Raw genomic sequence first — 16657 nt, forward strand, 5'->3', positions numbered from 1 at the left:
AATAAAATGGTTTTATTGTTTATCTGAATAGTATATTTTTAATTTAGGTCTTAAACTAGCATCACTATTATTACTAGATGCTAAGAGCACTAAAGAACTACTGTTTTCATTTATCAACTTTAATAAAAACCCATAACTATTGTCTTTATCATCAGAAATATCTTGAACTAATCTTGTAACATTAATTCTGTTTGGATCTTTGTTAAGCTTAGTTTTATCAGTGAAAATCTGGTTATCATCTATTGTAACAGGTGCGTTTGCCCAATTCACTTCGGTTTCGTCCCAAGGAGAAATTATACGTTGAATAACGAAGCCGTTTTCACCATAACTCTCTTTTCCAATTACCGATTTTGCATTAAATTTTAATTGTAAAAAAGCGCTATCAATTTTTATATTGGCCGGAATTTCCTTAAAATTTAAAACCACCCTATTAACATTTATTGAATCTCCTTGCTTAGAGGAGTATAAATGGATATTTTCTTCTTCAGAAAAATTTTGATACGGTAAAAATTTACATATTAAAGCATCTTCTATATTGCCATTTTTTGCTTCTAATACTAATTCCTTTGAGTTCTTCGAACAAGAAACTAAAAACAAAGAAAAAAGCCCTAAAGCCATTGCGTTATTTATTCTCATTTTTATACTTTTTTTCAAAATTAGCTTTTTTAATCACTTTCATAGTACTATTTAAATTATTTTAAATTTAAAATTATAGTAAAATCTAATTAATAATTGGATGAAATCTGCCAAAACCCGAATTAGAATAACATTTAAAAAATTCAATTGATCAGTAGTTTTTAATACAATCAGTAAGGAAACAAAAACCATTGCTGACACTATCAAAGACGAATTGTATTGCTTATAATGCCCTTTTGCCACAAGAATACAATTTCCCACAACTATTGTTAAACTAACAATAGGAATTAAAACCAAAACCAAATCAAGGACATAACTGTATTTATACATTTCAGTTCCTCCAAAAATTACAATTATATTTTCAGAAAAAACATATAATACAATAGCGGCAGCTGAACTGATAATAAATGTTGCAACTGTAATCTTTCGAAGTACACTTTTCCTTACTCCCCTTACTATAACTGGAAAAAGTGCTTGCTGCAAAACTTCAAAAGGAATAATAAAAACAAAGACAATTTTAATAGCGATATCAAAACCTGCAACCTGACCTTTGGTAAACAAATAACCTATTAAAAATACCGTCCCCAGATTAAACAAAAAGGTAGAAAACTTACCAATAAAAAAGAGATATCCTTCTTTTAAATAGTTTTTAATTAATTGAAAAGTAACCGCAACAAATTTAAAATTTGCCTCTTTTTTCATCATTAGAAACCCAAAAAAGCCCCAAATAATATTTGTAAACACTAAAAACAAAATGTACAAATGAATATCAGTACTATTTTTGATAAAGAAAAAAGTGAGTAGAACTAGGATTAGTTTAGAGAAAAAAGTGATAACGGTAATCGTTTTCATTTTCTCAATACCCTGGAAAAACCAAATAGGAGTGAATACTTCACCGATTCCCATGACCATCATCAAAAAAATTAGATTAATAACAGTATTAATTTCTGTATTAAAAGTCAGTGGAATCAATAAAATAAAGGACATGAGAAATAGTATTCCTTTGATATAATATATGGCAGAAATTGCTTCGTTCAGCTTTTTAGGGTTGTTCTTGTTTTCGACTACATATTTAGCCGCATACAAATCAAAGCCAAAATTGATTAACATTATAAAATATTGAACAATTGAATCTACCCATGTTAATGTACCATATCCATTCTCACCTAAAACTCTAATTAAATAACCCACCAGAATATACTTAGAACCAATATTCAGAAACTTCATTACACCTATGTAAAAAAAGTTAGATATTATGTTTAATCTTGTCCTACTTATATCCATTTACATACTATCTATTGATCATATCGTGCGTTTTTTACTGTAAGTAGCCTTTTCTATTATGCAAAAGTGGCGGATTAAGGAACCTAAAACCCACCATTTTTGCAAACTGCTGTTGGCAGATTGTTGTCTTTTTAGAATTTTGCTTTCAGAGTTGAAATTGAACTATTTATTGCATCTTGAATTGAACTTTTGAGATTTCCAAAATCTTCGCCTTTTTTCCAGTTTCCATTCATTTTTGCAGCAGTTTGAAACATTTCTTGTTGTAAAAGTGAATTATCTGTTAAATCTACTACCTCAGTTTCAATATTTACATATCCTTGTTTGTCTAATTCTATTACGCCGTAATAACTCACAAGTATACCGTATTTCACTTTAACAACCATTATTTCATCTACATTGTTTGAAGTTTTAAAATTTCTAAAATCTTTTTTGCTGTATTTTTTGTCAGAATTCGGTTTCTCAAATTTATTTAGCGATTTGTAGTCAACTTTTTCATCAATAAATTGATACTGTTTGTTTTTTGAATTTAACATATTACTAATTTCAGTCTTTAATGTTTCATTCAATTTAAAACTTGGTTCTATCTTCTTCAATGGTTCAGTAAATCTATTCCCTGGTGTTAGCGCCATATCTAATAATCCTTGTCCACCTGCTTTTGCCATTCCAATACTATCTACTTGTAATATTACGCCAACTTTTTTAGTATTATAAAATTGCTTGTTTATAGGTAATGTTGTTACACAACTTGTAATCGTTAATAAAAGTAAAATTGCTAAGTTTAATTTAATTAGTTTCATTTTTGTTTCAGCTTGTAATTAAGGTTAATTTATATTAAATGTTTCTGTTTTATTTTACGGTTTTCCTCGCACACTGTCTGCCAACAGTAACTCTATACTTCTTTATAACTTAGTTAAGTTTGCTTTTACAGACTGCCTTCTATAAAAAGTGATAAAAAAACGAATCAAAATGAAAATACAAACAAATAAAATTGGCAAAATAAATTTTAATTTTCCATTTATAGAAGTGTTATTTTCAATGTTAAGTATTGAACTATTTTCCTTTACAATTCTATTTAATCCTACCAAATCAACTCTAAGAAATCCTTGTTCGTTTATTAAAGACTCTTTCGTTTTAATGATATCATTCAATTGGATATTTTCATTATAATAGACTAGATTATTACTTTTTGTCCCTTTTGCTGTATTCGAAAAACCACTTAAAACACCATTTATCTGTGCTATAATAGTGTCGTTTTGAATCATCTTTAACTGAACATTATTAACTATTTCTTTCTGCACTTTTGAATAATACTCCGATTCATTTAAAAAATGTAATATCGGTTCAATTGCAGATTTTTCAGTTATTATATGTTTAGTTTGAAAAGTAATCGTGTGAAATTTATAATTTTTACTTGTCAAATTCTCTTCAAGTACTTTCTTTATATCACCATCTTCAGCCATCAACTTGATTAATTCAAAGTTCTCGGTTTTATTCTCAATAAATTTATAAACGTCTGTAACTGGTTTTATTTCAATTTTTACTATTGCTTTAGGCTTTTTTACACCTAGAACTTCTTTCAAAAAAACAGTATCTCCTTCTTGGATTTTTGATTCAATCAAGTCAATTTTTGAATATAAATAATCCGTGCTTCCAAAATTTGGAGTCACTGTAATTTGATGATTATAGATTTTTTTTGTCACATCTAAATAAAACCCTACTCCAACTCCAATTACCAACAAAATTGAAATTACAATCGCATTTTTTACAAAAAACTGAATACAGTTAAATAAAAATGTGTTAATATTTTGAAAAAAACTTCCTATTTTTTTAGAAATTTGCATCAAATCAATCTCTTGATCCTCTTGGTTATTGGGTTGGTTTTTGTTCATCCTATATTTTTATTTTACGTTGAAAATTTGTTCCAATATTTTAATGGTAATCAAATAAGTAGGTTTTACACCCGTAGTTCCTAGTCCGCCTGAAGCCAATGTACTTCCAGTTTCCAACGGATTATCTGATGCATAATACGCATATCTCACTTTGATGTCATGAGGAACACTCTTTCTGATTTTTGAAGCCGATTGAATGGCTTTTTGGTAATATGAACCTTCCATTTCCAATCCTATGACTCCCCAAGTTGATTCATGGAAAAATTTTAATAAATCTCGGTTTTGTAATGAAGTTCCCAAAACAGTAACCATTGGTCCGGCAAAAACAGCAATGTCATTTCCTTCAAACATATCGGCAGTCAATTCATTTTCGAAAAAATAATTATCCGCCGTTCCTTCATTGATGTGTGCATTCGGAATCATAATATCCCCTTTTCCACCTTCCAGAATTCCTGCTTTCCCCATGATAGAAACTGATTCCACATTAAGCAAAGTAGCTTTTTTATACGGTTTCAATAACTCATCAATGGTTTCATACGCTTGTTCCCCAAAAGCATAATCCATAACAATCAAAACCGGTTTTTTATCTCCGGAATTTGCCTTTGGAAATGATGTTTTGGACCAATCGATTTTGGCGGTATCAAAAATCTGAACATCAATATTTGTTCCCGATGTATCCGGCAACGAAATCATTCCGTGTTTCAAAGCTACTTCTTCAACCTGATTACGAACTTCGTTTGCACCCGATTTGCTTAGTTCTTCGTAAATAAAGAAATCCGATTTGCCTTTAAACTTCGTTTTTAAAACCTCGGTGGCAAAAATAGAATTCATCACACTGTGCATATTCGCACTGATTACGTGAATTGGACGGTCTAAAAGTTGGTTTTCTTTCAAAACCTCCTTGATATTAGTAGCCCAAATTTCGCCGTGAATATGATGTCCCAATCGCTCTCTTAAAATAGGACTGAAAGTGATTGTTCTCTTATTATCATCTACAATTTCTTCAATGGCCAGTTTTCCTAACCAAAAAATAACATGTAAAAAACGATCTGGCGCTGCCGTTGAACCAAATGCATCATAAATATCCAATACTTCCTCAAACGTTCTTCCCAGAATATTCGCAGCATGTGAAATGGCTTTTTCTTTTTCTATTTGAGTCAGCTTTTTCTTTTGAGAAACCGCTTGTTCGAGTTTGAACCAATCACGAGAAACTTCGCCTGCGTCATCCAGTAAAACTCTATTTCTAATTTTGTGTGACTCGATAAAAATAAACGTCAAATGCGTCAAAATATCATAAATATCGGAGCGTCCGCGGGTGATTTCCACATTCATTTGCTCCTCATCGATACGGTAACAATTGCGTCGTCTTTTTGGTGGAACAATAGCTTGAAAATGAGATTTTGAATAGCCTTCTTCCGAAGTTAAATTGATAAATCTACATTCTTCAATTCCTACAGGAAGTCGTTCTATTACATACAAAAGTCCATTTAATTCTACTTTTTCATCTGCAATATTTCCATATATTTCTGGGCTTAATGCCAATAATGCTTCTCTCAATGTATCTCCGGAAACTCCCATTGGTTTATAAAATCCTCTATTGAAAAGATGACGCATGGTGATGTACATTTTTTCAATTGCTGCTGATGATTCTTGCGCTCTGGACCGTGATATATTTTTTGTTTCTTTCATTTTCTACTTATTTTCTAACCTGCAAAGGTAACTCTTTTATTTATTTTTTAATAAATCCACTATATTTCTGTCATTTGAGAGCCTCGGGATTTTATTTTGCCCTCCCAACTTGCCTATCGATTTCATATAATCCTGGAACCCATTTTTTACTACTTTGGTGACAACCACTTTACGCAACACTTTACCCACTATCAAATCGTCATAATATATGTTTTGTTTTCGCATGGCATTGTCCAGCGCTTCCGCAAAAGATACGCTGTCTTCCGGTTCGTTCTCAAATTCTATGAACCATTCGTGATACGGCAATCCTTCTGCCGGTGTGATTTGTGGCGCAACGGTAAATTCATTAATGCTTATATCCGTTCCAAGAATTGCTTCTTGCAACGCACTTTCCACTTCTTTACCAATCACATGTTCACCAAAGGCCGAAATATAATGTTTGATTCTTCCTGATACTATGATTCGGTAGGGTTTTAAACTGGTAAACTGAACGGTATCTCCAATATTATAACCCCAAAGTCCTGCATTGGTAGAAATTATCAAAACATAATTTATATTCAATTCTACTTCACCAATCGTATAACGTCTTGGTCCCGAACCGTCGGGATCAGTATAGAATTCGTCCGATTTTATAAATTCATAAAAAATTCCGGAGTTCAAAAGCAGCAACATTCCCTTTTCTTTTTGCGAATCCTGATAGGCAAAAAATCCTTCCGAAGCAGGAAATAACTCGATACTGTCTACTTTTCGCCCAATAAGATTCTCAAATTTGGCGCGATATGGTTCATAGTTTACACCGCCGTAAATAAACAAATTGAAATTTTTGAAGATTTCACCCACTGGCTTCCCTCCTTTTTGATGCAATTTCTCAAAATACATTTGCACCCAAGAAGGAATCCCGGAAATCACAGCCATATTTTCGTTGAAAGTTTCCTCTACAATCGCATTAACTTTGGTTTCCCAATCTTCAATACAATTCGTTTCCCAAGATGGCATTCTGTTTTTTTGAAGGTATTTTGGAACAAAATGAGCCACAATTCCAGACAATCGGCCTAATTTGACTCCATTTTTTTCTTTCAATATGGGGCTTCCTTGCAAGAAAATCATTTTACCGTCAACAAAATCAGCATTTCCGGTTTCATGAATGTAATGTAGAATTGCATTTCGAGCAGCTTCAATATGAAAAGGCATGGATTCCTTAGTCAACGGAATGTATTTAGCACCGGAAGTAGTTCCGGAAGTCTTGGCAAAATAAAGCGGTTTTCCTTTCCAAAGGATGTTTTCCTGACCTTTTACCACCTTATCAACATACGGTTTCAACGCCTCATAATCCCGAACTGGGACTTGTTTTGCAAAATCCTGTTCGTTTTTTATTTGATCAAAATGATGGTCGATACCAAATTGTGTTTTCTTCGCTTCTTTAATTAATTTTTGTAAAACCTTCTTTTGAGTTTCAATAGGATTAGTGGCCCAAAGTTGTGTTTTCTTGTATATTTTTTGTGCAAATAATTTGGCTGCAATTGATTTTATTGACATTTTTATTTTTGTTCTTTAAAAGATAAAAATTGTTTTTTACTCTTTTTTTGATTTTTTAGAAAGCGCTTTTTTTTCTTCTTTTGCTACTTGTTCCCGCAATTCCAGTTCTTGTTTTGATGCAGATAAATCAGCTTGAGAAGGTACTTCATCCGCAACCGAAAGTATAGAATCTTTATTGAATTTTGCATATTCTAACTCTCCTGTCAACACTTTTTGAATCGACTGGATGTATGCTTCATTTCTTTTTAAGGCTTTTGACAAAGAATCTGATTTTAAAGCCAGTTCCATTGCTTCCTTCTTTAATTTTGAAGAAGAATAACCTGGTATAAATTCTCGTAAAGGAGTAAAAGCAATAATAAATGTAGTGACAAATATGATGATTATGGCTCCCAATGACGCTACGATAAATACATTCATCAGGGTAAGTTTCAAAGAAAATGTCTCTTCAAAAGTATCTTCGTTAAGTATTATTAAACGTCGTTTATTGAATAAATTTTCTTTGAGTTTGCGCCGTTTTAGTCGTTTTTTTGACATACTTTTTTATTATTGAACAAATATAACAATTATTGTCGTTGATTGTATTCACATGTTTTTGTTCACTTTTTTTAACCTAAATTTATTTTTAATAAATTTTTAACGCTTTTGAAACCAAATAAATCTGCTAAAATGAGTTTCTGTTAAGTAATTCTATATACCTTTGCCTCTAAAGTTATTACAAATTTGCTTCGGCAATAAATTATTCAATCATGGGAAGATTAGGTGTTACAGAAATCCTCGTTATATTAGCGATTGTTTTATTACTTTTTGGTGGTAAAAAAATCCCGGAACTTATGAAAGGTTTAGGAAGCGGAATCAAAGAATTCAAAAATGCAGCTAAAGACGGTCAGCCAGCTGATAAAAAAGAAGACGAAACAAAATAAAAAAAAGGCTTTTCAATTATGAAAAGCCTTTTTTTTATTTTTAAAGTATCATACTTAACTGAATTCTCTTTCTATCCTCATCCACTTCCGTTACTTTTACCTGAACATGCTGGTGTAATTTTACCACTTCGTTTACATCGCTTACAAAACCTGCTTTGAGTTGTGAGATGTGAACCAAACCACTTTCTTTTACGCCAATATCTACAAAACAACCAAAATTAGTAATGTTATTAACAATTCCAGGCAAAACCATTCCTGATTTTACATCTTTTATCGTTTTTACATTCGGGTCAAATTCAAATACTTTAGCTGATTTTCTTGGGTCTAATCCGGGTTTTTCGAGTTCTTTTATAATGTCTTTCAATCCCAATAAACCTATTTCTGGCGTAATGTAATTTTCTGGTTTTATTAATGCTGTTTTTTCTTTGTTGGCAATCAAATCATGCACTGTCAATTTCAAATCTTTTGCCATTTTCTCCACAATTCCATACGATTCAGGATGAACCGCTGAATTATCCAACGGTTTTTTTGCATTCGAAATTCGGATAAAAGCAACCCCTTGTTGGTACGCTTTTTCACCCAAACGAGGGACTTTTTTCAGTTGTTTTCTATCTTGAAAAGGACCATTTTCTGAACGGTATTGAACTATGTTTTCAGCCAGCTTCTCTCCTATTCCGCTTACATAACTCAACAAATGTTTACTCGCTGTGTTGATATTTACTCCAACTGAATTTACGCAACGAATCACCGTACAGTCTAATTCTTCTTTCAACTTGTTTTGATCCACATCATGTTGGTATTGGCCTACGCCAATGGCTTTTGGGTCAATTTTTACCAATTCAGCTAAAGGATCACTCAATCGTCTTCCGATAGAAACAGAACCTCGTACCGTGACATCATAATTAGGAAATTCATCTCTAGCTATTTTTGAAGCTGAATACACCGATGCTCCCGCTTCGGAAACGATAAAAACCTGCACCACTCTATCAAAAGCTATTTTCTTAATAAAAAATTCGGTTTCTCGTGAAGCCGTTCCGTTTCCTATTGAAATCGCATCAATTTTATACGAATTGACCATCGAACGAATTTTTTTCATCGCCATGGCTTCCTCTTTTTGAGGCGCATGCGGATAAATGGTTTCGTTATACAATAAATCCCCTTTTTTGTCTAGACAAACAATTTTACAACCGCTTCTAAATCCTGGATCAATCGCCAGAATTCGTTTTTCACCCAAAGGCGGTGCTAATAATAACTGTCCCAAATTATTCGCAAAAACCTGAATCGAATTGGCATCAGCCTTAGCTTTTGCTTCTTGCAAAGCTTCGTTTGAAATAGCTGGATTCAACAATCGTTTGTAACTGTCCTCAATGGCTAATTGAACGTGTGGCGTAGTTTTATTTTGACTTTTTAAAACTAAAGCATCAATAATATCATACGCTTCATCAATATCTACTTCTACTTTAAACTTGATAAAACCTTCATTTTCAGCGCGAAGCATCGCTAATAATCTGTGCGAAGGTGCTTTAGTCAACGGTTCTGACCAATCAAAATATTGGTTGAATTTATGTGCTGCTTCGTCGTCTTTCTTCGTTTTTACTACTTTGGTTGTAATGGTGGCTTTGCGTTCGAACAATCTTCGGAGTTGTTTTCGAACATAAATATTTTCATTAATCCATTCGGCAATAATGTCTCTTGCTCCTTGCAAAGCTGCTTCTTCATTGATGACATTTTCATTCAAATATTGTGTTGAAATAAAATCGACATCATCATTATTTTGTGCCATGATGATTTTAGCTAACGGTTCTAATCCGTTTTCGCGGGCAGTATCGGCTTTAGTTTTTTTCTTCTTTTTGAATGGCAAATAAAAATCTTCCAATTCCTGTAAATCGAAACTTTGCTGAATTTTTTTCTCTAATTCTGTTGTAAGCGCATTTTGTTCCTGAATCGATTTTAAAATCGCTTCTTTGCGTTTTACCACCACTTCATACTCCTTTTGAAATTTAGCAATTTGCTCAATAAAAACTTCGTCCAGATTACCTGTTTTATCTTTTCGATACCTCGAAATAAAAGGAATCGTACAATCCTCTTGTAATAATTGAACGGTATTTTGAATGTTAATTGCTGTTGTTTGAACAGACTTAGCTATGAATTGTATGTTAGTCATTTTAAATTTAAGATTATAAAATCATATTGCTAAAATAGTATCTTTGAGTCAAAACTACTTATTTATGTCTTTTTTATTCTGGTATTTTCCGCTAATTAATTTAGTTGCGTTTTCAACAACAGGAGTAGACAAATGGCTCGCCGTAAAGCAAAAATGGAGAATTTCAGAACGTAATTTATTGTTTACAAGTATTCTGGGCGGAACAATTGGTTCTGGGTTAGCGATGCTTTTTTTTAAACATAAAACCTCAAAAGGAAGCTTCCTTTTGAGGTTTTACGGAATTACATTAATCCAAGTTTTAATCCTTTTTGTACTTTTTTATTCTGGAATAATAGAGTACTAACAAGAAATTTTATCTACTCTAGTTTGGTGCCTTCCACCTTCAAATTCAGTATTTAAAAACGCTTCTACCATTTCTACTGCTTGTGGAATTGAAGTAAAACGAGCAGGAATACTAATAATATTTGCATCATTATGTTGACGAGCCAAAACCGCAATTTCTTTCATCCAGCATAAAGCAGCGCGAACTTTAGATTGTTTATTCACTGTCATAGAAATTCCGTTTCCACTTCCGCAGATAACTATTCCAAAATCAGCTTTTCCTTCAGTAACATCCGTGGCAACTGGATGACCAAAATCAGGATAATCAACACTATCTGCTGAATCTGTTCCGTAATTAGTTACCTCATGCCCTTTTGCTTTAAGCATCTCAACAATTGCTTTTTTGTAATCTGGTCCTGCGTGATCGTTTCCTATGGAGATTTTCATCTTGTATGTATTAAGTTGTGTGGTGCAAATTTAAATAAAGAAATCTAGTTTTGCAGAATTTAAATTTCGCTTCTTTAATTGATTATTATAATTGATAAAAGTCAGTAAAAATAAAAGTTAACAATAGATTTTATAACTGTCAGATTACTATTTAATTAGCGGTTATCAACAATTCTAATAAATTTATAAATAGCTGTAAATCAATGTAGATTTTATATTTAAAATGTTAAAAATTTACATTGTTAATAGCAAAACGCAATCACTTGATATTCAGTTAACTTTAAATTAACATAGAATGTTCATAACTTTAGATAGAATATTAGAAGTTTTTTATGGTTGTAACCAAAAAATAAGTAATCCAAAACACACATTAGAAATCCAAATTTAGTTTGTTGAATTTTTAGAATAGTTATCAATATTAAAAAGTAGTTTATCAACAAATTTTAAAAAAGTACTTATTTACAAAATGAATTCTTTTTAGATTATTAACCATTGTTAATTAAAATTAGAAAAGACTTTAAAACGAATACTTTAGTATAAAATAACTATGTTGATAAGTCAGTATAACATCTTTTAACTTGATTTCAATACATTTTAAAATAAATTTATTGCCACTATTAACACACTATAATAACAACCAAGAAAGAATTTAAATTTAATTTTTCTTTTTGTTTATTTAAATATATGTTGACAACTTTGAAAAAATTAAAATTCAAAAAACAGATTTTTGTGTTCTAATTTCTTTTAAACGATTTTTAGATTGTTGTTCAAGTCATCTAAAAATTCTTGTACTTTTTCAAAATCATTAATGTGAATTTTAAGCTTGATTCCACCGTAAGCAAAACTCCCAAATGGATCGACGGAAACTAAGGTTTCGTTTTCAAAAAAATAATTAATTTTTTCTTGTTCTAATAAATGCTTCAGCACTACAATTTCATGTGAGTAATTAAAAATCGCAATTGTTTGAAAATCTTCCATTTTAATTGTTTTTATAAAGATACAACTATTCTTTAAAGTTATATTTTCTTTAAAACTGTGCACTCTGTACTAATAACAGTTAAGTATTTTGTAATTTTAAACTTTTAAGAACAGATATATGAGTAAAAGATTAAGAAAGCCGATAAAAAAAGAGAAAGACTACTCTGATAAAATATTAAAAATATTATCGCAAAGTGCTAATAAAGCATTCAATTATAAACAAATAGGAGCAAAGCTGGAACTCGACGATACCCAAAGCAGGAACCAAATTATAAAAGATTTGAAGATTCTGGCTTCTCAAAATAAAATAATAGAATCTGAACCTGGAAAATATTTAGTAAAAGCAATAAGCAAAGACTATTACGAAGGTAAAATTGACATGACAGGACGTAAAACAGCTTATTTTGTTTGTCCTGAAATGGAAGAAGATGTTTTTATTCCTACTAATAATTTGAACCACGCTTTAGACAAAGATATTGTTAAAGTGTATGTTTATAATCGAAGAAAAGGAAAAAGACCTGAAGGTGAAGTGATTGAAGTTATTGAAAGACATAAAACTGACTTTGTTGGTGTAATTGAGATTCAAGCTAATTTTGCTTTTGTTTCTACTGCAAATCCAAAAATGTACACTGATATTTTTATTCCAAAGGATAAAATAGGCGAGGCAGAGCAAGGCGATGTAGTTTTGGTTCACATCGAAGATTGGCCAGCGAGAGCCGATAGTCCTTTTGGTTCCGTAATAAAAGTTTTAGGGAAACCAGGAGAACACGATACAGAAATCCATGCCATTCTTGCTGAATATGGATTACCGTCAGAGTTTCCTATTGAAGTGGAAACGTTTGCACAAAAAATTGATACTTCGATAGAAGAAAGTGAAATTGCCAAACGTCGCGATATGCGTGATACATTGACTTTTACGATAGATCCAAAAGATGCGAAGGATTTTGATGATGCACTTTCATTTAAAAAATTAGAAAACGGTAATTACGAAATTGGTATTCACATTGCCGATGTATCTTATTATCTGCAAGAAGGCACAATCCTAGATGATGAAGCGTATCAAAGAGCAACTTCGGTTTATTTAGTGGATAGAGTAGTGCCAATGTTGCCCGAAGTATTATCAAATTTTGCGTGTTCATTACGTCCAAATGAAGAAAAATATACGTTTTCGGCCATATTCGAAATTACCGAAACCTCGCAGGTAGTGAACCAATGGTTTGGAAGAACAGTAATTTACTCTGATCAGCGTTTTGCGTATGAAGAAGCGCAATACATCATAGAAACCAAAGACGATGTGATTCCAGAAGAAATTTCGATAACAGGAAGTTCTTATCAAGTTTCTAAAGAAATTGTCGCTGCGACGCTAAAAATGGATGAATTAGCTAAAATTTTCAGAAAAAGAAGAATGGCTGAGGGAGCAATTTCTTTTGATAAAGTAGAGGTGAAGTTCAATTTAGATGAAGCCGGAGAACCTCAAGGTGTTTATTTTAAAGTTTCAAAAGATGCTAATCATCTGATTGAAGAATTCATGCTTTTGGCCAATAAAAAAGTAGCAGAATACATTGGAAAACAAAAGAAAACTTTCATTTACAGAATCCACGATGAACCAAATGAAGATAAATTAATTGCGATGCAAACAGTGATTGCCAAGTTTGGTTACAAAATTGATTTCCGTAACAAAGGCGATATTTCAAAATCATTGAATGCGTTAATGGAAGAAGTAAATGGTAAAAAAGAACAGAATTTAATTGATACTCTTGCAATTAGAAGTATGAGTAAAGCCAAATATTCTACGGATAACATAGGACATTACGGTTTAGCTTTTGAATATTATTCGCATTTTACCTCACCAATTCGTCGTTATCCGGATGTAATGGTACATCGATTATTACAACATTATTTAGATGGAGGTAAATCAGTTGATGAAGAAACGTATGAAACAAAATGTTTGCATTCGTCAACAATGGAAGGTTTAGCAACTAATGCTGAACGTGATTCTATCAAATACATGCAAGTAAAATACATGCAAGATCATCAGGATCAAGAATTTTTAGGTGTAATTTCTGGTGTGACGGAATGGGGAATTTATGTAGAAATTATTGAGAATAAATGTGAGGGAATGTGTAGAATACGTGATATAAAAGACGATTATTACACCTTTGACGAAAAACAATATGCATTAACCGGCGCAACTTCTGGAAAATTATTACAATTAGGAGATGAAATTTACGTTAAAGTAAAAAATGCTGATTTAGTTAAAAAACAACTGGATTTTAATTTTTTAAGAAGAATTGGAGAACCGTTAAAATAAAAAAATGAAAAAATTAGTGATTATTGCCTTTGTATTTTTAAGTCAAATGACAAATGCACAAGTAACGCGAAACTTAGGAGATTTTGATGAAGTAAAAGTATTTGATAAAATCAATGTAAAATTAATTCCAGCTTCAGAAAACAAAATAGTTATAACTGGAGACCGAGCAGATGAAGTGGAAACTGTAAACAAAAATGGTGAATTGAAAATCAGAATGCCATTTTCACAATTATTATCAGGTGATGCTATTACAATAAAACTATATTTTAAAAATATTGAAAGTATCAGTGCCAGCGAGGGAAGCTATGTTTCAAGTGATACTGATTTCAAACAAACAATGTTAGATTTGAATGCAAAATCAGGAGCAGAGATTAACATTGAAATAGATGTTGATAAAGTGAATGTAAAAGCCAGTGCAGGTGGAATAATTGATGTTTCTGGTAAAGCTACAAATCAAGATGTTGTTATTACATCAGGTGGAATTCTAAAAGCAATTGATTTACATACTACACAAACAACAATAAGCGTTGCTGCAGGAGGAAAATCTGAAATTCATGCAACTACATTGGTTGATGCAAAAGTGAAAGCTGGAGGCTCTATTTTTATCTACGGAAAACCAAAACAGATCAACAAGGAAGTTTTCATTGGCGGTACTATTTTAGAAAAAAATTAGTACTTTGGTTTAGATTTTATGGTAATAAATTTAAATTTTTAATGATAAACGATATTTTATCTGGTATTCCTTGGGGAATTTTCTTAAGTTTTATGATTGGTCCTGTTTTTTTTATTTTACTGGAAACAAGTATTATAAAAGGATTTAGAGCTGCTTTAGTATTTGATTTAGGCGTAGTTTCAGGAGATATTGTTTTTATTGGAATTGCTTATTTAGGAAGTTATAGGTTGATACAAAGTTTAAAAGATCAACCGGCACTTTTTATTTTTGGAGGTGTATTGATGTTAGTTTATGGTATAATTTCCTTCATACAATTAAAAAAAGAAGAAAAAATAAACACTGATATTATTGACAGGGAAATAGTAAAAAAAAACTATTTAAGCCTTTTTATAAAAGGGTTTTTGTTGAACATTATCAATATTGGTGTTCTTGGTTTTTGGCTTGCTATTATTATCTCAGTGGGACCAAAACTTGAAATGCAAACCTCTAGAATGATGACTTTTTTTATATCGGTAATTGTTTCTTATTTGTTTATTGATTGTATCAAAATACTTTTGGCTAAGCAATTAAAAACAAAACTAACACCGGTAAACATTCTTAAAATTAAGAAAGGAATCAGTATTGTAATGATGGTTTTTGGGATGGTTTTAATCACTCAAGGGTGGTTCCCAGAAGAAAAAGCAATGGTTAAAAAAGCATTTGACAAAATAGATAATTAATAATATTTTTATAAAATAGTAAAAGCCTTGACTCTAATTGATTTAGATTCAGGGCTTTTTTTTATTTAAACATGTAAGTCATTTAAGTTTTTAGTTACTAAATTATCAATTAAAATTATTTTTATACCATTAAGGAATTAAGTTTCATTAAGAATTAACACTTAATTTTTCTTAATTCCTTAATTTTTTTAATCAAACAAATTTGGTTCCCGGAAGAAAGAAAAATGGTTTTGACTCAAGGCATTTTATTTAACATTATAAGTTATTCAAGTATTATTTAAAACCATTAAGGAATTAAGTGTCATTAAGACTTTGTACTTAATTTTTCTTAATTCCTTAATGGTTTAAATTAGAAATTTTTAATTATTTATTAAAATGTGACATAAAAAAACCTCCAAATTGCTTTGAAGGTTTTAGAGGCATCTCCCGAAGCTTCAGGACGGATTCGAACTCTATCTTTACTTAATTTTTCTTAAAAATTGAAACAAAAAAAAGAGACACATTTCTGTATCTCTTTTAGAGGCATCGTCCGGATTCGAACCGGAGTAGGAGCTTTTGCAGAGCCCAGCCTAGCCGCTCGGCCACGACGCCATGGTTAAACGGATGGCAAAAGTACTTAAAAAGTTTAAAGTTTAAAAGATTAAAGTTTAAAAGTTTCAAAAAATATTTTTTTATCCTTTTTAAACATTTCTTATTTAACTTCTATATTCTTCCATTTCTATAGTAACTGCTTCAACATCACCACCAATAGGAGGATTGAGTTTAGAAACTGCAACAATAATTCTGGAAACTTCAGGAATTTCCTCAAAAATACGAGTTATGATTCGGTGTGCCACATGTTCTAATAAGTCCGAACGAATGGCCATTTCTTCTACAACAATGCGATTCAATAGCACATAATCTACAGTATCTTTCAAATCATCTGAGATACTGGATTTCCTCAAATCAGTCTTAACTTCTAAGTTTACGGTATAGTCAGACCCAATTTTTCCTTCCTCGATTAAACAACCATGGTAGGAGTAGGTTCTGATATTTTTAAGTTTTATGATTCCCATTATTATTTTTTTTGTTTATGGTGTAAAGTTTAAAG

The 16657-nt window shown here is 31.3% G+C and carries 16 protein-coding genes and 1 tRNA gene; 5 read left to right on the plus strand and 12 right to left on the minus strand.

Annotated features, from left to right (window positions below; genetic code table 11):
* Positions 1-12: 12 nt before the first annotated feature.
* From ACNQF8_RS04200 to ACNQF8_RS04230, 7 genes are all read right to left on the minus strand, one after another.
* On the minus strand, positions 13-654 hold the full coding sequence (locus tag ACNQF8_RS04200) for a DNRLRE domain-containing protein (protein WP_417950918.1): 642 nt from the start codon (positions 652-654) through the stop codon (positions 13-15).
* 33 nt (positions 655-687) lie between these two features.
* On the minus strand, positions 688-1920 hold the full coding sequence (locus tag ACNQF8_RS04205) for an oligosaccharide flippase family protein (protein ID WP_417950919.1): 1233 nt from the start codon (positions 1918-1920) through the stop codon (positions 688-690).
* Positions 1921-2051: 131 nt separating this feature from the next.
* Positions 2052-2717: a hypothetical protein gene (locus tag ACNQF8_RS04210; protein WP_417950920.1), complete on the minus strand. Its 666-nt coding sequence runs from the start codon at positions 2715-2717 to the stop codon at positions 2052-2054.
* A 102-nt stretch (positions 2718-2819) separates the two neighbouring features.
* Positions 2820-3809 (minus strand): hypothetical protein, encoded by a 990-nt coding sequence (locus tag ACNQF8_RS04215; RefSeq protein ID WP_417950921.1) that lies wholly within the window; start codon positions 3807-3809, stop codon positions 2820-2822.
* A 9-nt stretch (positions 3810-3818) separates the two neighbouring features.
* Positions 3819-5498, minus strand: a complete 1680-nt coding sequence (locus ACNQF8_RS04220; protein WP_417950922.1) for a DUF6909 family protein — start codon at positions 5496-5498, stop codon at positions 3819-3821.
* Between the two features lie 36 nt (positions 5499-5534).
* A complete protein-coding gene (locus ACNQF8_RS04225; protein WP_417950923.1) occupies positions 5535-7034 on the minus strand; it encodes a GH3 family acyl-acid amido synthetase in 1500 nt (499 codons plus the stop codon).
* A 36-nt stretch (positions 7035-7070) separates the two neighbouring features.
* Positions 7071-7451: a peptidase gene (locus tag ACNQF8_RS04230; protein WP_417983467.1), complete on the minus strand. Its 381-nt coding sequence runs from the start codon at positions 7449-7451 to the stop codon at positions 7071-7073.
* Positions 7452-7780: 329 nt separating this feature from the next.
* Here ACNQF8_RS04230 and tatA point away from each other — a divergent pair, with 329 nt between their 5' ends.
* Positions 7781-7954: a twin-arginine translocase TatA/TatE family subunit gene (tatA, locus tag ACNQF8_RS04235; RefSeq protein WP_417950925.1), complete on the plus strand. Its 174-nt coding sequence runs from the start codon at positions 7781-7783 to the stop codon at positions 7952-7954.
* A 40-nt stretch (positions 7955-7994) separates the two neighbouring features.
* Here tatA and ACNQF8_RS04240 read toward each other — a convergent pair whose 3' ends face one another.
* Complete coding sequence (locus ACNQF8_RS04240) at positions 7995-10118, minus strand: Tex family protein (protein ID WP_417952943.1); 2124 nt, start codon at positions 10116-10118, stop codon at positions 7995-7997.
* Between the two features lie 64 nt (positions 10119-10182).
* Here ACNQF8_RS04240 and ACNQF8_RS04245 point away from each other — a divergent pair, with 64 nt between their 5' ends.
* Positions 10183-10461, plus strand: a complete 279-nt coding sequence (locus ACNQF8_RS04245; RefSeq protein ID WP_417950927.1) for a DUF1294 domain-containing protein — start codon at positions 10183-10185, stop codon at positions 10459-10461.
* Here ACNQF8_RS04245 and rpiB read toward each other — a convergent pair.
* Both rpiB and ACNQF8_RS04255 read right to left on the minus strand, forming a co-directional pair.
* On the minus strand, positions 10458-10886 hold the full coding sequence (gene rpiB / locus ACNQF8_RS04250) for a ribose 5-phosphate isomerase B (RefSeq protein WP_417950928.1): 429 nt from the start codon (positions 10884-10886) through the stop codon (positions 10458-10460). The genes ACNQF8_RS04245 and rpiB overlap by 4 nt on opposite strands.
* A 744-nt stretch (positions 10887-11630) precedes the next feature.
* Entirely contained in the window at positions 11631-11864 is a 234-nt protein-coding gene (locus tag ACNQF8_RS04255) for a hypothetical protein (protein WP_099713953.1), read from the minus strand.
* Positions 11865-11982: 118 nt separating this feature from the next.
* Between ACNQF8_RS04255 and rnr the strand changes: the two genes are divergently transcribed.
* The 3 genes from rnr to ACNQF8_RS04270 are packed head-to-tail and all read left to right on the plus strand — an operon-like array spanning position 11983 to position 15567.
* Positions 11983-14175, plus strand: coding sequence for a ribonuclease R (rnr, locus tag ACNQF8_RS04260; protein ID WP_417950929.1), 2193 nt, complete (start codon positions 11983-11985; stop codon positions 14173-14175).
* Between the two features lie 4 nt (positions 14176-14179).
* Complete coding sequence (locus ACNQF8_RS04265; protein ID WP_417952944.1) at positions 14180-14848, plus strand: head GIN domain-containing protein; 669 nt, start codon at positions 14180-14182, stop codon at positions 14846-14848.
* Between the two features lie 41 nt (positions 14849-14889).
* Positions 14890-15567 (plus strand): LysE family translocator, encoded by a 678-nt coding sequence (locus ACNQF8_RS04270; protein ID WP_315205696.1) that lies wholly within the window; start codon positions 14890-14892, stop codon positions 15565-15567.
* Positions 15568-16087: 520 nt separating this feature from the next.
* Here ACNQF8_RS04270 and ACNQF8_RS04275 read toward each other — a convergent pair.
* Positions 16088-16158 (minus strand) — tRNA-Cys (locus tag ACNQF8_RS04275).
* A 104-nt stretch (positions 16159-16262) separates the two neighbouring features.
* On the minus strand, positions 16263-16622 hold the full coding sequence (folB, locus tag ACNQF8_RS04280; RefSeq protein ID WP_282714051.1) for a dihydroneopterin aldolase: 360 nt from the start codon (positions 16620-16622) through the stop codon (positions 16263-16265).
* Between the last annotated feature and the right edge of the window lie 35 nt (positions 16623-16657).

Origin of the sequence: Flavobacterium labens, from assembly GCF_048286755.1 — a bacterium.
Lineage (GTDB): Bacteria > Bacteroidota > Bacteroidia > Flavobacteriales > Flavobacteriaceae > Flavobacterium.